A 21,909-nucleotide genomic window follows, 5' to 3' on the forward strand; every position below is an offset into this window, starting at 1 on the left:
TCAGACACCGTATAGTGGATGCGCAGCAATCTTTGTGAACAAGTCCTCGGCCTATTAGTACCCGTCCACTCCATCCATTACTGGACTTCCATGTCGAGCCTATCAACCCAATCATCTCTTGGGGGCCTTAACCCACAAAGGGGAGGGAGACCTCATCTAGGAACAGGCTTCCCGCTTAGATGCTTTCAGCGGTTATCCCTTCCGAACATAGCCAACCAGCCATGCCCCTGGCGGGACAACTGGCACACCAGAGGTCCGTCCGTCCCGGTCCTCTCGTACTAGGGACAGCCTTCCGCAAGTCTCCTACGCGCGCGGCGGATAGGGACCGAACTGTCTCACGACGTTCTAAACCCAGCTCGCGTGCCGCTTTAATGGGCGAACAGCCCAACCCTTGGGACCAACTCCAGCCCCAGGATGCGACGAGCCGACATCGAGGTGCCAAACCATGCCGTCGATATGGACTCTTGGGCAAGATCAGCCTGTTATCCCCGGGGTACCTTTTATCCGTTGAGCGACACCGCTTCCACCAGCCAGTGCCGGATCACTAGTCCCTGCTTTCGCACCTGCTCGACCCGTCAGTCTCACAGTCAAGCTCCCTTATACACTTACACTCAACACCTGATTGCCAACCAGGCTGAGGGAACCTTTGGGCGCCTCCGTTACCCTTTAGGAGGCAACCGCCCCAGTTAAACTACCCACCAGGCACTGTCCCTGAACCCGATCAGGGCCCGAGGTTGAGATGCCCAGAACGACCAGAGTGGTATTTCAACAACGACTCCACACCCACTAGCGTGAGCGCTTCCCAGTCTCCCACCTATCCTACACAAGCCGAACCAAACACCAATACCAAGCTATAGTAAAGGTCCCGGGGTCTTTCCGTCCTGCCGCGCGAAACGAGCATCTTTACTCGTACTGCAATTTCACCGGGCCTGTGGTCGAGACAGCGGAGAAGTCGTTACGCCATTCGTGCAGGTCGGAACTTACCCGACAAGGAATTTCGCTACCTTAGGATGGTTATAGTTACCACCGCCGTTTACTGGCGCTTAAATTCTCCGCTTCACCCCACAAGGAGGCTAACGGGTCCTCTTAACGTTCCAGCACCGGGCAGGCGTCAGTCCGTATACATCGTCTTACGACTTCGCACGGACCTGTGTTTTTAATAAACAGTCGCTTCTCCCTGGCCTCTGCGGCCACCACCAGCTCCCACCGCACGGGCGTTCACCAGCAGTGGCCCCCCTTCTCCCGAAGTTACGGGGGCATTTTGCCGAATTCCTTAACCACAGTTCACCCGACCGCCTCGGTATACTCTACCTGACCACCTGTGTCGGTTTCGGGTACGGGCCATGCACACACTCGCTAGAGGCTTTTCTCGGCAGCATGGGATCACTCACTTCACCACCACGGCTACGCATCACCCCTCACCCCAATGGTGCGCGGATTTACCTACACACCGGGCTACAGGCTTACACCAGTACTACCACTCACTGGCAGAGCTACCCTCCTGCGTCACCCCATCACTTGACTACCGCGGAATCAGGTCCCATGCACCAACTACGCTCGTCCGAAGACTCACACAGCCAGCGGATGGTTAGTCTCAACCGTTTCACCATGGACGCATGCGCACGGGTACGGGAATATCAACCCGTTATCCATCGACTACGCCTGTCGGCCTCGCCTTAGGCCCCGACTCACCCTGGGCGGACGAACCTGCCCCAGGAACCCTTAGTCATCCGGCGGCAGAGATTCTCACTCTGCACTCGCTACTCATGCCTGCATTCTCACTCCCACACACTCCACACCAACCTTACGGCGGCACTTCACAGCATGCAGGACGCTCCCCTACCCAACACGACCTCAATCGCATTGACACGGCTTCGGCGGTGTACTTCAGCCCCGCTACATTGTCGGCGCAGGACCACTTGACCAGTGAGCTATTACGCACTCTTTCAAGGATGGCTGCTTCTAAGCCAACCTCCTGGTTGTCTCAGCGATCCCACATCCTTTCCCACTAAGCACACACTTAGGGGCCTTAGCCGGTGTTCTGGGCTGTTTCCCTCTCGACGACGAAGCTTCTCCCCCGCCGTCTCACTGCCACGCTTCACCCAAGGCGTATTCGGAGTTTGGCTGACGTCAGTAACCTGATAGGGCCCATCAGCCAACCAGTGCTCTACCCCACCCGGGAAACACGCAACGCTGCACCTAAATGCATTTCGGGGAGAACCAGCTATCACGGAGTTTGATTGGCCTTTCACCCCTACCCACAACTCATCCCCCAGGTTTTCAACCCTGGTGGGTTCGGGCCTCCACACGGTCTTACCCGCGCTTCACCCTGGCCATGGGTAGATCACCCCGCTTCGGGTCTGCACCACGCGACTCAAACGCCCTCTTCAGACTCGCTTTCGCTCCGACTACCCCACACACGGGTTAACCTCGCCACGCAGCAGCAACTCGCAGGCTCATTCTTCAAAAGGCACGCCATCACCCAAAGGCTCTGACGGATTGTAGGCACACGGTTTCAGGAACTCTTTCACTCCCCTCCCGGGGTACTTTTCACCATTCCCTCACGGTACTATCCGCTATCGGTCACCAGGAAGTATTTAGGCTTAGCGAGTGGTCCCGCCAGATTCACAGCGCCCTCCACGGAAACGCTGCTACTCGGGAACACCACCACACGCGGCATATCGGTTTTCGCCTACGGGACTCTCACCCACTCCGGCCAGGCATCCCAACCTGTTCAACTAACCAACACACACACGCTGAAGAGTCAGCAGCCTCCTCCAGCAGCGCCCCACAACACCGCACACGCAACCCCTGCCAGGTATCCCACATGCACGGTTTAGCCTCCTCCGCTTTCGCTCGCCACTACTCACGGAATCACCAGTGTTTTCTCTTCCTACGGGTACTAAGATGTTTCACTTCCCCGCGTTCCCCCCAACACCCTATACATTCAGATGCTGGTAACCCGACATCACTCGGGCTGGGTTTCCCCATTCGGACATCCTCGGATCACAGCTCGGTTGACAACTCCCCGAGGCATATCGCAGCCTCCCACGTCCTTCATCGGCTCCTGGTGCCAAGGCATCCACCATGTGCCCTTTCAAACTTGGCCACAAAGATGCTCGCATCCACTATACAGTTCTCAAACAACAACCAGACGAGCCCACACACAGTGTGTTCCCTCAGGACCCAACAACGTGCCAAACGATCTTCAAGCCTTGAACAACAAGACCAACGGTCAGCGTTTCCACTAATCCTCCGAGCACCCACAGCGCAAGAACACTCGCCTTGCCCACCATGGACACCCCACCAACAGACAACTGTCGATGGACGTGATGCTGCTCCTTAGAAAGGAGGTGATCCAGCCGCACCTTCCGGTACGGCTACCTTGTTACGACTTCGTCCCAATCGCCAGTCCCACCTTCGACCACTCCCCCCCAAAGGGTTGGGCCATGGGCTTCGGGTGTTACCGACTTTCATGACGTGACGGGCGGTGTGTACAAGGCCCGGGAACGTATTCACCGCAGCAATGCTGATCTGCGATTACTAGCGACTCCGACTTCACGGGGTCGAGTTGCAGACCCCGATCCGAACTGAGACCAGCTTTAAGGGATTCGCTCCACCTCACGGCATCGCAACCCTCTGTACCGGCCATTGTAGCATGTGTGAAGCCCTGGACATAAGGGGCATGATGACTTGACGTCATCCCCACCTTCCTCCGAGTTGACCCCGGCAGTCTCCCGCGAGTCCCCACCATTACGTGCTGGCAACACAGGACAAGGGTTGCGCTCGTTGCGGGACTTAACCCAACATCTCACGACACGAGCTGACGACAGCCATGCACCACCTGTACACCAACCACAAGGGAAACCCCATCTCTGAGGCAGTCTAGTGCATGTCAAACCCAGGTAAGGTTCTTCGCGTTGCATCGAATTAATCCACATGCTCCGCCGCTTGTGCGGGCCCCCGTCAATTCCTTTGAGTTTTAGCCTTGCGGCCGTACTCCCCAGGCGGGGCGCTTAATGCGTTAGCTACGGCACAGGAACCGTGGAAACAGTCCCCACACCTAGCGCCCAACGTTTACGGCGTGGACTACCAGGGTATCTAATCCTGTTCGCTCCCCACGCTTTCGCTCCTCAGCGTCAGTATCGGCCCAGAGACCCGCCTTCGCCACCGGTGTTCCTCCTGATATCTGCGCATTTCACCGCTACACCAGGAATTCCAGTCTCCCCTACCGAACTCAAGTCTGCCCGTATCGACCGCAAGCTGAAGGTTAAGCCTCCAGTTTTCACGAACGACGCGACAAACCGCCTACGAGCTCTTTACGCCCAATAAATCCGGACAACGCTCGCACCCTACGTATTACCGCGGCTGCTGGCACGTAGTTAGCCGGTGCTTCTTCTACACCTACCGTCACCCGAAGGCTTCGTCGATGTCGAAAGAGGTTTACAACCCGAAGGCCGTCATCCCCCACGCGGCGTTGCTGCGTCAGGCTTTCGCCCATTGCGCAAGATTCCCCACTGCTGCCTCCCGTAGGAGTCTGGGCCGTGTCTCAGTCCCAGTGTGGCCGGTCACCCTCTCAGGCCGGCTACCCGTCGTCGCCTTGGTAGGCCATCACCCCACCAACAAGCTGATAGGCCGCGGGCTCATCCTGCACCGCCGGAACTTTCCACACACAGACCATGCGGCCATGTGTCCTATCCGGTATTAGACCCAGTTTCCCGGGCTTATCCCAGAGTACAGGGCAGATTACCCACGTGTTACTCACCCGTTCGCCACTCATCCACACCCGAAGATGCTTCAGCGTTCGACTTGCATGTGTTAAGCACGCCGCCAGCGTTCGTCCTGAGCCAGGATCAAACTCTCCAACAATGACTGTCGAAAACAATCCCAGCAGACACTCAAACAACCCCACAGGGCCGGAGCGCCATACTCAAAGAAACCACCAAACCCCACAAACAACCATCAAGGCCGTTCACGAGATCCAGGGGCATACAATCTACACTAACCTAAATCATCGGCACGCTGTTGAGTTCTCAAAGAACACACCCACACCATCACCCCGACCCCATTTTCAGGCCGCGAAGCTCCGGGGAGCATTTCCTCTCGCTTGTGTCCACCACACTAGCAGACCCGATTTTCGGCGATTTCAGGGGGGTCGGCCTTTCCCGTTTCCCACCGCGCTCACCGAACGAGCACTGCATTTGAGTTGTCAACACCAGTCAAGCTATCAAAGCTCATTCGTGTTTCAAGGCCGCCCACTCTACCACCCGAAGGCAGGAGCTTGGTTCGCAACCCCCGTCAGTGCCCGGTCCGTTTCTCCGTCCGGCCCGTTCCGCGCTGACAAGAGAAAATCTACAGCACCCTGAACACCCCCTGAACACCACCCCCCTCTAACAACAAAACACCAGGTCAGAAGGCACGAATGCGGTTGTGGTGACTGATTGGGCCACGATGACCGGCGGTCACACGTTCCGGTCAATGTCGGCTCGAAGGTGACCGGATCCGGGGTCGTCGTCTCTCAGTAATGCGGGAGATCAACAGAACCAGGGGAGGTTCCATGACCGCAGTCCTGGCTCCTGCCGGAGCCGAGGTGACCGAGAGGACCGCGTGCGCGCTCGCCCGCTCCGCCGGCGAGCAGATCCTCGACGTCCTCGCGGGGCGGAGATCCGTGCCGCAGCTGCGCCGGCATCTGTCGAGTCCGGTCGCTGCGCTGCTCCTGGCGCTCCTGCCCCGGTGGTACGCAGAAGGCCCGGACTACCGGCTGCGTTCCGTTCACGCGAGCCTGACCGATGACCACACGGTCGAGGCTTGCCTGATCGTCGGAACCACCAGCCGGGTCCGGGCCCTGGTGATGCGACTCGAGCAGGAGGAAGCACGGTGGGTGTGCACCGTGCTGTCCCTGCTTTGAGCTCAGCGGCGCTTGTTCTTCTTGGCCTCGGCCCGCGCCGCGGCGCGGCGCTCGCGCCGGGTGCTCGTGCCGTTGCCCTGCTCACCGGCGGACTCGCTGGTGGTCTGGACGCCACCCTGCTCCGTCGGGCCGGAGTAGTTCAGCCGCTGCTTCTCCGGGGCGTCGAGGCCCTTGCCGCGCAGCGCGGACGGGGCCTGCGTGGTGCTGCCGGGAAGCTGGCTGAGCGCCGGGCCCGCCGACGTCGGCTTCGCGCGCCTGACCTGCGACTGCGCCGCGGCGGCCTCCGCGGCCGCCTGCAGGTCGGGGGTCGGCTCCGCGGACCGGCTGACCGACACCGGCACGGAAGGCTGCTCGGGCGCGGGCTCCGGCTCGGCGGCCTCGACCTGCACGTTGAACAGGAAGCCGACCGACTCCTCCTTCAGCGCGTCGAGCATCGCGTGGAACATGTCGAAGCCCTCCCGCCGGTACTCCACCAGCGGGTCGCGCTGGGCCATGGCCCGCAGACCGATGCCCTCCTTGAGGTAGTCCATCTCGTAGAGGTGCTCGCGCCACTTGCGGTCGAGCACGCTGAGCACGACCCGACGCTCCAGCTCCCGCATCGCCCCCGGGCCGACCTTGCCGTCCACCTCGGCCTCGCGCTTGGCGTAGGCGGCCTCGGCATCGGCGAGCACCTCTTCGAGCAGCCGCTCCTTGCTCAGGTCCTCGTCGCTGTCGACCAGGGCCTCCCAGCTGACCGAGACCGGGTACAGCGTCTTGAGCGCCGACCACAGCTTCTCGAAGTCCCAGTCCTCGGCGTAGCCGTCGGCGGTCGCCGCGTTGACGTACTCGGTGACGACGTCGCGGATCATGTGCCTGACCTGCTCCTGCAGGTCCTCGCCTTCCAGCACGCGGCGGCGCTCGTCGTAGATGACGCTGCGCTGCTGGTTCATGACCTCGTCGTACTTGAGGACGTTCTTGCGGATCTCCATGTTCTGCTGCTCGACCTGGGTCTGAGCGCTGCGGATCGCGCGGGTGACCATCTTGTGCTCGATCGGCACGTCGTCGGGCACCTTCAGGCGGGTCATGACCGTCTCGACCATCGCGGCGTTGAAGCGGCGCATGAGCTCGTCGCCGAGCGAGAGGTAGAACCGGGACTCACCGGGGTCGCCCTGACGGCCGGAGCGGCCGCGGAGCTGGTTGTCGATGCGCCGGGACTCGTGCCGCTCGGTGCCGAGCACGTACAGGCCGCCGAGCTCCCGGACCTCCTCGGCCTCGGCCTCGACCTGCTCCTTGATCTTCTCGACCACCGCGGGCCACTGGGCCTCGTACTCCTCGCGGTTGTCGACCGGGTCCAGGCCGCGCTTGCGCAGCTCGGCGTCGGCGAGGTGGTCGACGTTGCCGCCGAGCACGATGTCGGTACCGCGGCCGGCCATGTTGGTGGCGACCGTGACGGCGCCCTTGCGGCCGGCCTCGGCGATGATCGCCGCCTCCGACTGGTGGTACTTGGCGTTCAGCACGTTGTGCGGAACGCCCTTCTTCACCAGCAGCTTCGCCAGGTACTCGGAGCGCTCGACGCTGGTCGTGCCGACCAGGACCGGCTGGCCCTTGCGGTGCTTCTCCTCGATGTCCTCGGCGACCGCCTCGAACTTGGCGACCTCGCTCTTGTAGACCAGGTCGGGCTGGTCGGCCCTGGCCATCGGGCGGTTGGTCGGGATCGGCACCACGCCGAGCTTGTAGGTGCCGTTGAACTCGGCGGCCTCGGTCTCGGCGGTACCGGTCATGCCGGCGAGCTTCTCGTAGAGGCGGAAGTAGTTCTGCAGCGTGATCGTGGCCAGCGTCTGGTTCTCGGCCTTGATCTCGACGCCTTCCTTGGCCTCGATCGCCTGGTGCATGCCCTCGTTGTAGCGGCGGCCGTGCAGGATGCGGCCGGTGAACTCGTCGACGATGACGACCTCGCCGTTGCGGACGATGTAGTCCTTGTCGCGCTTGTAGAGCTCCTTGGCCTTCAGCGCGTTGTTGAGGTAGCCGACCAGCGGGGTGTTGGCCGCCTCGTAGAGGTTCTCGATGCCGAGCTGGTCCTCGATGATCGTGACGCCGTCCTCGGTCACACCGACCGTGCGCTTGCGCTCGTCGACCTCGTAGTGCTGGTCCTTCTTCAGCATCGGGGCAAGCCGGGCGAACTCCTGGTACCACCGCGAGGACTGGTCGGCCGGACCGGAGATGATCAGCGGTGTGCGGGCCTCGTCGATCAGGATGGAGTCGACCTCGTCGACGATGGAGAAGAAGTGGCCGCGCTGCACGCAGTCGGCCAGGCTCCACGCCATGTTGTCGCGGAGGTAGTCGAACCCGAACTCGTTGTTGGTGCCGTAGGTGATGTCGGCCGCGTAGGCGTGGCGCCGCTGCTCCGGCGTCATGTCGGCCATGATGGCGCCGACCTCGAGGCCGAGGAAGCGGTGCACCCGGCCCATCCAGTCGGCGTCGCGCTTGGCCAGGTAGTCGTTGACCGTGACCACGTGCACGCCCCGGCCGGCGATCGCGTTGAGGTAGGCGGGCAGCACGCAGGTCAGCGTCTTGCCCTCACCGGTCTTCATCTCGGCGATCTGACCGAGGTGCAGGGCTGCCCCGCCCATCAGCTGGACGTCGAAGTGGCGCTGGCCGAGCGTGCGCCGCGCGCCCTCGCGGGCGACCGCGAACGCCTCCGGCAGCAACTCGTCGAGGGACTCGCCGTCGGTGTGCCGACGTTTGAACTCGTCGGTCTTGGCCCGCAGCTCGGCATCTGACAGCGCGAGCACGTCATCTTCAAGCTCGTTGATGTGCGCCGCGATCCTGCGCAGGCGCTTGAGCAACTTGCCCTCACCGGCGCGGAGCAGTCGGGACAGGACCATCCGGTCGACCTCACTAGCTGATCGTGACGCGTCCGTCACGGACGCTTTGCGGTCATCGTATTAGAGCTGGTCGGAGAACCTCGACGTCCCTGCGAACGACGCTGTCCCCCGCGAACCACGGTACGCGGGGGACAGCTCAAGGGGTCGTCGTTGGCGCAGACTCGCCCGTCACCCGGTGGGGGACTCGGCGAGCCTGATCACTCCGTAGTCGAATCCCTTCCGGCGGTACACCACGCTGGCGCGACCGCTGTCGGCGTCGGAGAAGAGGTAGAAGTCGTGACCGACGAGCTCCATCTGGTAGAGCGCCTGGTCGACCGTCATGGGCTCGGCCGTGTGCTCCTTCTCCCGGACGATCCGTCCCGGCTCGTAGCCGTTGTCGGAGCTCCAGCGCTGCTCCGGCACCTCGGCGGTGGTGTATTCGGCGCTCTCCTCCTGCTCCTCCTGCTCTTCCTCAGGGGCTTCGAGGAGGGCTGTCCGCCCGCCTGAAGTGCCGGTCACCACCGTCCGGTCGGCCATCGCGGCCGTCGCCTGCGCCACGGAAGTCGGGTTGTGCTGGCCGTAGTGCACCTTCCTGCGGTCGCACATCCGGCGGAGGCGCCCTTCGAGCTTGGTCGTCGCGGCGTCGAGAGCGGCGTAGAAATCACCTGCGGCGGCTTCGGCGCGCACCGGTGTGCCCTTGCCCTTGAGGGTGATCTCGACGCGCTGGCAGGTCTTCGCCTGCCGCGGGTTGCGTTCGTGGAAGAGCTCCACATCCGCCCGGATGGTCTTCTTGCTGTACCGCTCAAGCCGAGTCAGCTTCTCGTCGACGTGCTGCCGGTAGTGGTCCGGCACCTCGACGTTGCGACCCTTGACGACGATGTCCATTCACGACCTCCGTTTCCGAATTTCGTGCGCCCGTAAGCGACGGTCACGACAGCGCCGGGAGAGGTGATGTCAGCTCACTTCCGGCGCCAGGGACATGGGCTTCGCACTCCTTCCCGCAGCCCGGGTACGGCTGATTGGTGGCACGTTAGCTCTCTTTACCGATTTGTGACACCCCCCGAGTTGGGCGAAGTCAAGCGGCCACTGAGCGTGATTGCCGCAACCGTTGGAAGCACTGGTCCACGCGCGCGGGATACAAACCGATCGGGCGACGCCCGCAGCAAGTTTCACCCGTTCGGCCCACTCACGGCGTTGCGCCGCGCGAGCGCTCGTACCGGTCGCGTTCGGCCAGCTCACACCCGGGGAACGAGTGCGGAGCGGCGTGAGTTCCTGGCCCCTCCGGGTGCCGGGTCCACCACACGTTCGTCCCAGCCGGCTGTGGCGGTGAGCGTGAGCACGGCATCGACGGCCATACCGGACGAATCCAGCGCACGCAGGCAGCTCGCGGCGGTCGCTCCGGAGGTCATGACGTCGTCGACGAGCACCGTCCGGACGCCGTCACCGCGGCGCCGGAGGGTTTCGGGCGCAATTCGACCGGTTCGGACCAGCACACCGCCGGTCAGGTTGCGGACCCGTTCGGCGGAGTCGAGCCCCGCGGAGTCCCGGACACCAGGGCGCAGCACCAGGCAGTCGACGACCTCCGCGGACCAGCGGTCATCGGATGACTCGGCGTTGCGTAAGTGGGCTTTGGGTTGTTTGTGTACGAGTTGATGGTCGCGGGATGGCTGTGCTTCGAGTGGTGCGGAGACGAGCGGCGCGCGGGTGGGTTCGGCCATCGCTTCGGCCATGCGCATGGCGACTCTCGTCATGTGGGCGCCGCCCCTCCTGCGCGATGCGATCGGGCGGGATGGCGCCGGGACGAGCAGGCAGTGCGCGGGCTGCCAACCATGTAGGGCGGCGATCCCGCGCAGCCCGGTGGCCAGCCGCTCGCCGAAGGGTGCGGCGAGGTGCCGCTGCCCGGCCTCCTTGTAGGCGAGCACCGCCCGGCGTGCGCTGCCGCGGTAGCCGCCCAGCGCGTACGCCGGTGGCGCGGGAGGCAGCAGGAGCCGTCGCTGACGGTGGAGACCTCCGAGGTCTCGGGCGCATTCGCCGCACAGGGAGGCACCTCTGCGGCGGCAGCCCGCGCAGTGCAGGGGGAAGAGCAGGTCGACGAGGCTGGAGAGCGCGTCGCGGAGTCGAGTGGGCATCCGGTGAGCATGGCCGGAATCGCGATCGGACTCACCGACGTGTGTCGGGGGCGCTCATGGACGCGTGTCGGGGACGCTCACCGACGCTCACCGGCGGCGGGGTGAGTCGCGTCCCCCACCGTCGACGGGTGAGCGCCCCTGCCCGGCATGGGTCGAGGTGGAAGTGCTCGAGAAACCTTCGGCCACAGGGACTTCCGCACCTGGCGCGTTCCGCCGCAGGTGCGACGTGGCGGAGGCTCGGGCGTCAGCCGGGGAAGAACGGGAGGGAGTTGCCGCCGATCGGGTTCTGCATCAGCGTCCACAGGTCGGTCGAGTCGTCGGCCTCCCACAGGCCGCTGCGGTCGGCGACCACGACCTTCCCGCCCGGGCTGACGGCCACCGCTGTCGGCGGCTGCACGAGGTTGGCCGAGGCGTAGGGGGTCCGTTGGAAGCCGTCGGAGGAGAACTCCAGGACCGGTTCCGCGCTGCTGTCGGTGATCGCCACCAGCGACCGGTTGCTGAGCCACTCGACACCGGTGACGCGCAGGTCGGGGGACCTGCTCGGCAGCACCGTCGGACGCCGCAGCACCAGGTGGCCGTCCTCGTCGGCGATGCCCGCCACGATGATCTGGCCGCCGACCACCCCCGCGACCCGGGTGCCGTCGCGGGAGAGCCGCAGGTCGGTGATCTCCTTGCCCGCGGCGAACTCCCGGGCGTCGATCAGCGTGGGCACCCAGCGCCCGCCGTCGTCGAGCAGGCGGACGATGTCGCGCCGGTTGACCACGGTCCACAGCTCCGACCGTCCCCGCCACGACGGCCGCGTCATGTCCGTACCGGAGAGCTGCACCTCCGGCAGCTGACCGCCGTAGGGGCCGACGCGCAGGGTGACGCCTCCGGCCGGGTTGCGCGCCACCGCCGCGAGCTGCGCCCCGTCGGCCGACTGCGCGGCCCGGACCACCTCGTACTCGCCGGACCCGGCGGGTCCCGGCACCGGCTGCGCCCGCTGGTCCAGGACGTGCAGGCGCTCGCTGGCCACCGCCAGCCCCGGCAGGTCCGGCCGGCCGGCGTTGTCGGCCTCGTAGGAGACGAAGTCCGTCGTGCGCAGGTCCTTGCCGTCGCGCAGCAGGGAGGACCCCTCCTCCTGCAACCGGACGCGCGCGTTGCTGACGCTCTGCAGCGAGAGCACGATCTGGGCGGCGATCAGGCGCCGCGCCTCGTGCGGCAGGTCGCCGACGCTGCTGAGGTTGACCTCCAACGCCCCGTCGGCGGTCTCGCTGACGTTGGTCTTGGGTTGCACCTGGGGCGGGATCGCGTTGTTGAGCGACGTGCGCAGCCCCTCCGACGGCCCCGTCATCAGCAGGTCGACCACCCGGCGCGGCAGCGTGCTGGCCGGCTGCGAGACGACGTAGCGCATGTCCGGCACCACCCCGCTCCAGTCGTGGTCGAAGAAGTACACCGGCACCTGCCGGTAGTTGACCTCGAACGCCGGCTTGCTGACGACCAGCTCCACGGGCGGGTTGGTGATCCGCCACTGGCCGTTGGCCTGGCGCTCGACCCGCACCTGGGCGTTGTACTCCCCGGACTCCGGCACGAAGGACTGGTCGGCGAGCAGCCTGCCGATCCGCTCCGCCTGCAGGCTCACCAGCTGCACCCCGTCTGGCAGGGGAACCGGGGAGGGCGCCGGGATCGTGTCGACGTGGTCGACGATCAGCATCCCGGGCGGCGGCACCCACACCCGCCCTGCCGCGGGCGAGAGGTGCATGCGCGCGGTGGCGTGGTCGTTCTCCGGCGCGGCGCCGGCGTCGACGAAGTGGCGGACGAGCTCGAGGGAGTCGATGCCGTCGGGCGGCGGGGTCACCGGCATCGTCGTGTTGGCCTCGTCGACCCGCTTGACCGCCTCGGGGTCGGAACTCTCCGGGATCGACGCGCAGGCCGGCGCGGCCAGCACGACGAGCACGAACAGGGCCAGCACTCGCCTGGTCACTTCGACTCCTCCCAGACCTCCGACAACCGCGCCGGGCCCTGGTCCCTCGGCTCCGGTTCGCCTTCGCCGTCACCGTCCGGCGGCAGGTCGGGGGCGCCGGCCAGCAGCGCGCCCGGCGCGGCGATGCGCCTGCTGTCGGGCATCGAAAGCGGGCTCGAGTCGATCTCCTCGCCCGGGGCTCGCGGCAGGGTCAGCCGGAACGACGAGCCCTCACCCGGCTCGCCCCAGGCCTCCAGCGACCCGCCGTGCAGGCGCGCGTCCTCGGAGCTGATCGACAGGCCCAGCCCGGTCCCGCCTGTCTTGCGGTCGCGCGACGGGTCGGCCCGCCAGAACCGGGTGAACACCAGCTCCGCCTCGCCCGGCCGCAGCCCGACCCCGTAGTCGCGCACGATCACCGCGACCGCGCGCTCGTTGCTGGCGAAGCGCACCTCGACCGGCCCGCCCTCGGCGTGGTCGATCGCGTTGGCCACCAGGTTGCGCACGATCCGCTCCACCCGGCGGGCGTCGGCGACGATGGTGACCTCCTCGGACGGCAGGTCCAGCCGCAGCTCGACGCCGCTGCTGACCGCGATCGGACGCAGCGACTCGACGGTGCGGCGCACGATCTCGGGGATGTCCAGCGGTTCGGCGGCCAGCTCGGCCACACCCGCGTCCAGCCGCGAGATCTCCAGCAGGTCGGCCAGCAGCGACTCGAAGCGGTCGAGCTCGTCGACCAGCAGCTCGGTCGAGCGGGAGAGTCCCGGCGGGAACTGCTCCCGCGAGGCGTGCAGGACGTCGGCGGCCATGCGCACCGTGGTCAGCGGGGTCCGCAGCTCGTGCGAGACGTCGGAGGTGAAGCGCCGCTGGAGCTGGCCGAACTCCTCCAGCTGCTTGATCTGCTGCTTGAGGCTGTCGGCCATCTCGTTGAACGACTCGGCGAGCCTGGAGACGTCGTCCTCGCCGATGACCCGCATGCGTTTGTCGAGGTCGCCGTTGGCCAGCCGCTCGGCGATCTGCGCGGCCTGGCGGACCGGTCGCACGACCTGGCGGGTGACCAGGTTCGTGATGGCGCCCAGCAGCACGAGCAGCACCGAGCCGCCGAGGAACAGCGTGCTCTGCACCAGCGCGAGGGTCTGCTGCTCGGCGGTCAGCGGGAACAGCAGGTAGACCTGCAACGGCCGGGTCGAGCTGCCGACCGGGGTGCCCACCGCGAGCATCGTGACCCGCTCGTAGCGGCGCGGCACCGTGGTGATCATGGTGGTGAGCTGTCCGCGCTCGACGAACCGCCGCAGCTGCATCGGCACGTCCCGCACCGGGCCCGCCGACGGCTGGTAGTCGCCGGTCGGCGCGTGGCCGTCGATGAGGACCGGGTCGAACGCGCTCTTGACGGTCTCGTTCGTCGACTGCCCGGAGACCGTGGTGGTCAGCCGGTTGAGCGCCGCCTCCAGCTGCTCCGACACGCGCTCGGAATTCGGGTCGACGGCGGTCAGCTCGCGTTCGAGGATCGGCAGGCTGTACTCGAGCTGCGCGATCGCCGCGGACTTCTTGGCCTCCACGATCTGGTAGGCGATCTGCGTCTGCAGCAGCATGCCCAGCGCGAACACCACCGCCGACGACAGCGCGAGGGTGCTGACCACCACCCGCAGCTGCATCGAGCGGCGCCACATCCGCTCGAAGCCGTGCCAGCGCTGGCGGAACTCGTGGCGGGCGCGAGCGGCCAGCCGCCGCGCCGTTCGGCTGCGAAGCGCCCAAGCACTCACGCCGACCGTCCCTGCGAGCACTCGTCGGGGACCGCGACCGGGCGGTGACGACCAGGCTCGGATGTGCGGCGACGCAGCGGCCCGGAGATGCAGAACGCGCGGATACCCGGGGACCGTTCCCCGGGCACCGCGCCGAAGCCCTGTGCTCCACCGAGCGGAGGCACGCCGACGACGTGCGGCACCGCGCGCCGCGGAGCGACGCCGATCACGGCGGGCCGGCCTTGTAGCCGACGCCGCGAACCGTGAGCACCACCTCGGGCCGCTCCGGGTCGCGCTCCACCTTGGAGCGCAGGCGCTGGACGTGGACGTTGACCAGCCGGGTGTCGGCCGCGTGGCGGTAGCCCCAGACCTGCTCGAGCAGGACCTCGCGGGTGAACACCTGGCGCGGCTTGCGGGCCAGGGCAACCAGCAGGTCGAACTCCAGCGGCGTGAGCGCGATCGGCTGGCCGTCGCGGGTCACCTCGTGCCCGGGGACGTCGATGGTCAGGTCGCCGATCGAGAGCACCTCGGCGGGCTCGGCGTCGGTGCGGCGCAGGCGGGCGCGCAGCCGGGCGACGAGCTCCTTCGGCTTGAACGGCTTGACGACGTAGTCGTCGGCGCCGGACTCGAGGCCCAGCACGACGTCGACGGTGTCGCTCTTGGCGGTCAGCATCACGATCGGCACGACGGACTCGGTGCGGATGGCCTTGCAGACGTCGATGCCGTTCATGCCCGGCAGCATCAGGTCGAGCAGCACCAGGTCGGGTTTGAGTTCCCGCAGGGCAGGCATGGCCTTGGTGCCGTCACTGACGACGGCGGTCTCGAAACCCTCGCCTCGGAGCACGATGGTCAGCATTTCGGCCAGGGCCGGATCGTCGTCCACCACGAGCACGCGTGCCTTCATGCCCCACATGGTTGCACTTCTCACTACCCAGCCGTGCACCGCCCGCTAAACGTCCCCGCAGGTCGCCGCCTCGGACACGGCCTCACGGCGTCCGGTACCGCCGAAAGGAGCATTGATCAACGGTGCGGGTCTGTTTGCGGGGCGACGAGTCGGGGGCCAGGAGGGCTGGTTGGCGGTCGCGATGGCTGTGGTGGCGGTCCGGCGGGACAGCGCGGGACGGCGTGAAATGGATTCCGGGGCGGGGTCGCGGTACGGGACAGCGGCGTCAGCGAGCCGGGGGTTACCGCGTCAGTGCCTCTGCTCGCCAGGTCGGCGACAGCGCGTCGGTGATCACGCGGCCATGACGACGTCGGCCAGCTCGGCGAAATCGACCTGTCCCACGCCGCTGACGACCCGCCAGGGCGACCACCAGTTCCGCTCGGCGAGTTGCGCGTAGACCTCACCGCAACGTTCCTGGAGCGAGGCGTCGGACTCGAAGTTGTCGCGCTGGCGCTCGGCCTCGGTGCGCTCCCGGTGAGCGGCGCGGCCGGCCGCGACCTCCGTGGGCACCTGGAGCAGCAGCTGCAGGTCCGGCCGTGGAAGCGCGAAGCGCTTGATCTCCAGCTCCTCGGTCCAGGCGACGAAGTCGCCCTGGGCGTCCTGGTGGAGCCGCGCCGCGCCGTAGGCGGCGTTGGAGGCGACGTAGCGGTCGAGCAGCACGACGTCGTGCGTTTCGAGGTCGACGCGCAGCGCGTCCGCCGCGCCGCGGCGGTCCAGCGCGTAGAGGACGGCCATGCCGTGGACCGAGTCGCCGAGGTCGCCGTGGCCGCCGCGGAGCGCCTCTGCCACCAGCTCGGCGTGGACGTCGGCGTCGTAGCGCGGGAACGCGACACGGGCCACCGACCGCCCGCGACGGGAAAGCTCCGCCGTGAGCCCGTCGGCGAGAGTGCGCTTGCCCGCGCCGTCCAGTCCTTCGATCACGATCAGCCGACCCACGCCGGAAACGGTAGCCGAGGTGCTCGACCGCCCGACACTTACCTGGGCCCCGTCACTTACCTGGGATGGTTACCGGGCACGGGCCGGACCGGTGTTCAGGCAGGCTCCTCGGACGGCGATGCCATCCCAGGTCGGGCACGGGTCGAAATTCCCTTCTGCCATCGGAGGAATTGCTGTATACAACGTGTATGGCGAAAACCCACTCCTATGCCGCGACCGTGACCTGGACCGGCAACACCGGTCACGGCACCGCCTCCTACCGCGGTTACAGCCGCGACCACGACGTGGAGATCGCGGGCAAGCCGCGGCTGGCGGGTTCGGCCGACCCCGCGTTCCGCGGCGACCCCGCCCGCCACAACCCGGAGGACCTGCTGGTCGCCTCGCTGTCGGAATGCCACCTGCTCTGGTACCTCGCGCTGTGCAGCGCCGCCGGTGTGGTCGTCACGGGCTACCGCGACGAGGCGAGCGGGACGATGGTCGAGGACCGCGAGAGCGGCGGGCACTTCACCGAGGTGGTGCTGCGCCCGCAGGTGACCGTCTCCGACGAGTCGATGCTGTCCAAGGCCGCCGAGCTGCACCAACAGGCGCACGCGAAGTGCTTCATCGCGAACTCGGTGAACTTCCCCGTCCGCCACGAGCCGCAGATCAGCGTCGGGAGCTGACGCCACTCGAGTCGGCGCGTCCGGCCGAGCGCGCCGGTGCGTTCAGTACCGGTAGTGGTCCGGTTTGTACGGGCCTTCGACGTCCACGCCGATGTACTCCGCCTGGTCCTTGGTGAGCCGGGTCAGCTCCCCGCCGAGCGCTTCGACGTGGATGCGGGCGATCTTCTCGTCCAGGGCCTTCGGCAGCCGGTAGACCTCCCGGTCGTACTCCCGGTACTTGGTGAACAGCTCGATCTGCGCGATGGTCTGGTTCGAGAACGAGTTGGACATCACGAAGCTCGGGTGCCCGGTGGCATTGCCCAGGTTCAGCAACCTGCCCTCGGACAGCACGATGATGGACCTGCCGTCGCGGAATGCCCACTCGTCCACCTGCGGCTTGATGTTGATGCGGCGCACCCCGTCGGCCCGCTCCAGGCCGGCCATGTCGATCTCGTTGTCGAAGTGGCCGACGTTGCCCAGGACGGCCTGGTGCTTCATCCGGCGCATGTGGTCGACGGTGACGATGTCCTTGTTGCCGGTCGCGGTGATCACGATGTCGGCCTGCCCGATGACGCTGTCGAGCCGGGCGACCTCGTAGCCGTCGAGCAGCGCCTGCAGCGCGTTGATCGGGTCGACCTCGGTGATGATCACCCGCGCGCGCTGCCCGCGCAGCGACTCCGCGGAGCCCTTGCCGACGTCGCCGTACCCGCAGACCACCGCGACCTTGCCGCCCACCAGGACGTCGGTGGCGCGGTTGATCCCGTCGATCAGCGAGTGGCGGATGCCGTACTTGTTGTCGAACTTCGACTTGGTGACCGAGTCGTTGACGTTGATGGCGGGGAACAGCAGCTCGCCCTGCGCCGCGAGCTGGTAGAGCCGGTTGACCCCGGTCGTCGTCTCCTCGGTGACGCCGCGGATCCGCTCGGCGGCCCGCGTCCACTTGGTGGTGTCAGCGGCCAGCGACGCCCGCAGCGTCTGCAGGATCACCTTGAACTCGTCCGGGTCGTCATCGGCCGGGTTCGGCACCACGCCGGCGCGCTCGTACTGGACTCCCTTGTGCACCAGCAGAGTCGCGTCACCGCCGTCGTCGAGGATCATGTTGGGTCCGGCCTCGCCGGGCCAGGTGAGCATCCGCTCGGTGCACCACCAGTACTCCTCCAGCGTCTCGCCCTTCCAGGCGAACACCGGAACGCCCCTGGGTTCGTCCGGTGTGCCGTGCGGGCCGACGACGACGGCCGCCGCGGCCGAGTCGTCGGTGGAGAAGATGTTGCAGGACGCCCAGCGCACCTCGGCCCCGAGCGCGACCAGGGTCTCGATCAGCACGGCGGTCTGCACGGTCATGTGCAGCGACCCGGAGACGCGAGCCCCGCGCAGCGGGAAGACCTCGGCGTACTCCCGGCGCAACGCCATCAGACCCGGCATCTCGTGCTCGGCGAGGCGGATCTGGTGCCGACCGGCGGTGGCCGCGCCCGGATCGGCGATCGCGAACTCGATACCGTTGCGGACCTGAAGACGTTCGTCGTTCATCGTCCGAGTGCTCCTCACCGGGGGTGCTGGCGGTATAACGAGCCTACCGAGGGTGTCGGCGCGGTCGCTCGTCGAAACGATCGGGCGCCGCCGGCTCGGCCGATTCCGGGACACCGGGACGTTCGGGCGACCACAATGCGAGGCGCGAAGGGGTCGCCAGGAGTGGGATCTGCGATGGAGAATCGACCAGCACGTGATCGACAGGCAACCGAGCCGGGAGGTGCAGTGCGGGTTCCCGGTCCCGACACCCGCGTCGTCGAGCTGCGGGTCCACGGGATCCTCGGCACGACCGGCGACGCGCTGACCGACTCGGTGGCGTCGGTGGACGTCGCGGGCGACGGCGTCGGGCGCATAGTCCGGCCGGCCGACCGGCTCCGCCGCCCGGTTCCCGGGCCGATGCTCTCGGCGGGGGAACGCACGGTGCCCCGGGTCGTCGAGGGCTACGTGTGGGGCGGCATGACCTCCGGCGGCTGGGGCAAGGCGACGTGGGCGCTGCTGTTCCCGTTCGCCCTGGCCAACGTGGCGCACTGGATGCTGCCCTCGCCGCGCCGCGGCAACGTGCTGAGCCGCGGGCTCTCCGGCGTGCTGCGCGCCCTGCTGCGGCTTTCGGCGCTGCTGCTGACGATGCTCATGGTGGCGCAGCTGGCTGTGGTGGGCCTGGACCTGCTCGCGGCCCAGTGCCTGCGACCGGACTCCGGCTGCCTGGGCTTCGTGCCCGACACCGTCCGGGAGCTCGACGTGCTGCGCGCGGCGGTGGGTCTGCTGCCCGTCGCGCTCGTGGTGCTGCTGATGCAACGGCTCTCGTCGGTGTCCTGGCAGGTCTCGGCAGGCAGGTCGGAAGGCCCGCACCACTCCGCGACCGCCCCGATCCTGCCCGGCTCGAACGTGGTCTCCGACCCCGACACCGCCGCGTTGCGTGCGCTGCACGTCACCGGCGCACTGTCCATTGTGGCCTTCTTGGCACTCGGCGGCCCGTCCGGCTGGGCGCTGGACCCGCGCTGGCTGCTCTCCGCCGCGCTGATCGTGTTCTCCGTGGGCGGCGTGCTGGTCATGGACGACCCCACCGGCTCCAACTCGCACCGGCGCGGCCAGGCGTTGCGCGCCCGCCTGCACCGCGGTCCGCGACGCACGCTGATGTCGGTCTCCGGGCTCGTGCTGCTCAGCGCCGTGGTCTTCCCCGGCTCGCTGAGCGGCGCGCTGCCCGGCTCGGGCGGCACCATCGACGCGATCACCGCGCTGATGGTGACGGCCTGCGTCGCGTTCGCGGTGCTGCTCGTGCCGGCCGCGTTGCTGGCCCGATCCGGGTGGAAGCAGGTCCCGGCGCAGCTGCGCCCCTGGGCGGGCGGCTGGATGGCCGCGCCGATGCTGATGATCGCCTGCTTGCTGGGCAGCGGCTTCGGCGCCGGACTCGCGCTCAGCATCAGGCAGGCGCTCGGTGACTCCAGCCTGCTGCTGCCCGCGGCCTACGACGACCTGGCGATCTTCTGGGGCACCGCGGCCGCGCTGCTGATCGCGGCCGGCGTCGTGCTCGTGCCGTACGTGCTGGTCCGGAACTGGCGGGCAGCCCAGACGGAGGGGCCGGTGCCCGACGAGGTCGCGCTGCTGCACGCCGGACGCCAGCAGGACCAGAAGTCCGCGGCGACCGCGTGGCGGCTGGCAGACCTGCAACGTCGCAACGTCCACCGGACCCTCCTCGTCATCGCCGGTGTGCTCACCGCCTGCACCGCGCTCACGATGCTGTTGCGGTACTTCGGGCTTCCGCGGACCGCCTGGTCGAACTGGCTGATCGCGCTCGGTGTGGCGACGCTGGCCGCGCTCGCGATCGGGCTGCTGCGCATGGTCTTCCTGGCCGCCACCGAGCGGAAGACCGCCCGCTACCTCGGGATCCTGTGCGACCTCACGCTCTTCTGGCCGCGCGAGGCGCACCCGGTCGTTCCGCCGTGCTACGCGCTGAAGGTCATCCCCGAGCTCGCCGCGCGCGCCACCGAGCACCTCGCCGATCCGAACACCAGGGTGGTGCTGGTCGGGCACAGCCAGGGCAGCCTGCTCGCGGCGGTCGCCACGGCGCGGCTCATGGAGTCGCTGCCCGAGGAGGATCGCGAGCGCGTCGGCCTGGTGACCGCCGGTTCGCAGCTGCAGTGGGCCTACCCCCGGGCGTTCCCCGGTGTGGTGCCGCACGACTCGCTGCGGGACCTCGCCGGTTCGCTCGGCGGGCGGTGGCGTTCGCTGTGCAGGGGCACCGACTCGATCGGCGGTGCCGTGAGCACCTGGAACCGCCAGGTGTTCGACGGCATGCTGATCGGTGTCGGCTTCCGGACCGACGGCACCGCCGGGCCGCTGCCCGCGGCCACGCGGGGCCCGACCGGTGCACTCGTCCTCGGCGGCGACCACTGGCTGCCGGACCCGCAGCGCGGTCCGTTCTCCTTCCGCCGGTGGGTGCCCGGCGTGCTCGGGCACACCGACTACAGCGGCGACCCGGAGTGGGACCGCGCCGTGGCCATGGCCGCCGGCCTGGAGGCCCCGACACGCGCCGCGGCACTGCCGCTGATCACACCGACGACCACGTCGACGCCGGGCGGTTCGAAGGCGTCCGGGTCGGAGGTCGCCGAGACGCAGGTGTTCCACACCCAGGGAGGCGACGGCGGGTCGCTCACCGGACCGCTCGTGATCACGGGGCGCGGCGAGCGCGCGGCCTCCACCGCCGCGGCAGGTACGGACGTCGAGGCGGAGGCCGACGCGGAGTCGCGGGCGGGCAATGGAGCCGGAGTCGACGAGCGAACCAGGGTCTGGAACGACGCTGAGGCTGCCGACGACTCGAAGTCGAGGGCCAAGACCGGGACAGCGACCGGAGCCGGCTCGGGTACCGGGACGGGAGCCGAAGGTGCGTCGAGCGGCGGCACGGAGACGTCGCAGAGCGAGTCCACCGCCAACGGCAAGCCGTCGGACGCGGCCGAGCATGCCGACGACACCTCCCGCACCGAGCAAAGCGTGCTGCCCGAGATCACCGAGCCACGCGGGCGCACGGCGCCCTGGGAGCGGGGCCTGGCGTTGCGCTCCTCCTCCGCGGAGCGGTGAGGCTTCTCGAGAGCGGAGGCCCCTTCCGAGGGCGCTGAGGTTCGCCTCGGAGCGGCGCTGCGCATGCGGGTGACGTGCACGCTGCCCGATGCCCATGTCGGGTCCGGAACGTCGTCCGATACCCACGGCCAGCCCGGAACGCGGTGCTGGGCAGGTCGTAGACGGCTCGGGCGGTAGTGGGCGGCCTGGCGTGCCCAGCGGCGCTACGGACGCCGTCAAGTGCTCG

At 67.5% G+C, this 21,909-nt stretch carries 11 protein-coding genes and 2 rRNA genes; 3 read left to right on the top strand and 10 right to left on the bottom strand.

Features of this window, described 5'->3' with window-relative positions; all coding sequences use genetic code 11:
* Nucleotides 1-34: 34 nt before the first annotated feature.
* Nucleotides 35-3,109: ribosomal RNA gene (locus tag SACE_RS30965) — 23S ribosomal RNA — on the bottom strand.
* 237 nt (nucleotides 3,110-3,346) lie between these two features.
* Nucleotides 3,347-4,869, bottom strand: a 16S ribosomal RNA gene (locus SACE_RS30970).
* The 16S and 23S rRNA genes sit together here, the layout of an rRNA operon.
* A 688-nt stretch (nucleotides 4,870-5,557) precedes the next feature.
* Here SACE_RS30970 and SACE_RS30975 point away from each other — a divergent pair.
* Nucleotides 5,558-5,908: an Rv3235 family protein gene (locus tag SACE_RS30975; RefSeq protein WP_009950961.1), complete on the top strand. Its 351-nt coding sequence runs from the start codon at nucleotides 5,558-5,560 to the stop codon at nucleotides 5,906-5,908.
* A 2-nt stretch (nucleotides 5,909-5,910) separates the two neighbouring features.
* On the opposite strand, the gene secA is transcribed toward SACE_RS30975, so the two are convergent.
* The 7 genes from secA to SACE_RS31010 form a co-directional block, all read right to left on the bottom strand.
* Nucleotides 5,911-8,772, bottom strand: coding sequence for a preprotein translocase subunit SecA (secA, locus tag SACE_RS30980; protein ID WP_009950960.1), 2,862 nt, complete (start codon nucleotides 8,770-8,772; stop codon nucleotides 5,911-5,913).
* A gap of 168 nt (nucleotides 8,773-8,940) precedes the next feature.
* On the bottom strand, nucleotides 8,941-9,636 hold the full coding sequence (hpf, locus tag SACE_RS30985) for a ribosome hibernation-promoting factor, HPF/YfiA family (protein ID WP_009950958.1): 696 nt from the start codon (nucleotides 9,634-9,636) through the stop codon (nucleotides 8,941-8,943).
* Nucleotides 9,637-9,986: 350 nt separating this feature from the next.
* Nucleotides 9,987-10,880, bottom strand: coding sequence for a ComF family protein (locus SACE_RS35805; protein WP_011875043.1), 894 nt, complete (start codon nucleotides 10,878-10,880; stop codon nucleotides 9,987-9,989).
* Nucleotides 10,881-11,124: 244 nt separating this feature from the next.
* Entirely contained in the window at nucleotides 11,125-12,843 is a 1,719-nt protein-coding gene (locus SACE_RS30995) for an LpqB family beta-propeller domain-containing protein (protein ID WP_231849855.1), read from the bottom strand.
* Nucleotides 12,840-14,582: an MtrAB system histidine kinase MtrB gene (gene mtrB, locus SACE_RS31000; protein ID WP_009950953.1), complete on the bottom strand. Its 1,743-nt coding sequence runs from the start codon at nucleotides 14,580-14,582 to the stop codon at nucleotides 12,840-12,842. Before mtrB ends, SACE_RS30995 begins: the two co-directional genes overlap by 4 nt.
* A 205-nt stretch (nucleotides 14,583-14,787) precedes the next feature.
* Complete coding sequence (gene mtrA / locus SACE_RS31005; RefSeq protein WP_044548066.1) at nucleotides 14,788-15,465, bottom strand: MtrAB system response regulator MtrA; 678 nt, start codon at nucleotides 15,463-15,465, stop codon at nucleotides 14,788-14,790.
* Between the two features lie 330 nt (nucleotides 15,466-15,795).
* Nucleotides 15,796-16,440, bottom strand: coding sequence for a dTMP kinase (locus SACE_RS31010; RefSeq protein WP_009950951.1), 645 nt, complete (start codon nucleotides 16,438-16,440; stop codon nucleotides 15,796-15,798).
* A 188-nt stretch (nucleotides 16,441-16,628) separates the two neighbouring features.
* Here SACE_RS31010 and SACE_RS31015 point away from each other — a divergent pair, with 188 nt between their 5' ends.
* Complete coding sequence (locus tag SACE_RS31015; RefSeq protein WP_009950950.1) at nucleotides 16,629-17,102, top strand: OsmC family protein; 474 nt, start codon at nucleotides 16,629-16,631, stop codon at nucleotides 17,100-17,102.
* A 42-nt stretch (nucleotides 17,103-17,144) separates the two neighbouring features.
* On the opposite strand, the gene ahcY is transcribed toward SACE_RS31015, so the two are convergent.
* Nucleotides 17,145-18,608: an adenosylhomocysteinase gene (gene ahcY, locus SACE_RS31020; protein WP_009950949.1), complete on the bottom strand. Its 1,464-nt coding sequence runs from the start codon at nucleotides 18,606-18,608 to the stop codon at nucleotides 17,145-17,147.
* Nucleotides 18,609-18,833: 225 nt separating this feature from the next.
* On the opposite strand from ahcY, the gene SACE_RS31025 reads away from it, so the two are divergent.
* Nucleotides 18,834-21,683, top strand: coding sequence for a membrane protein (locus tag SACE_RS31025; protein ID WP_009950948.1), 2,850 nt, complete (start codon nucleotides 18,834-18,836; stop codon nucleotides 21,681-21,683).
* Nucleotides 21,684-21,909 lie beyond the last annotated feature (226 nt).

The organism is Saccharopolyspora erythraea NRRL 2338, assembly GCF_000062885.1.
Taxonomy (GTDB): Bacteria; Actinomycetota; Actinomycetes; order Mycobacteriales; family Pseudonocardiaceae; genus Saccharopolyspora_D; species Saccharopolyspora_D erythraea.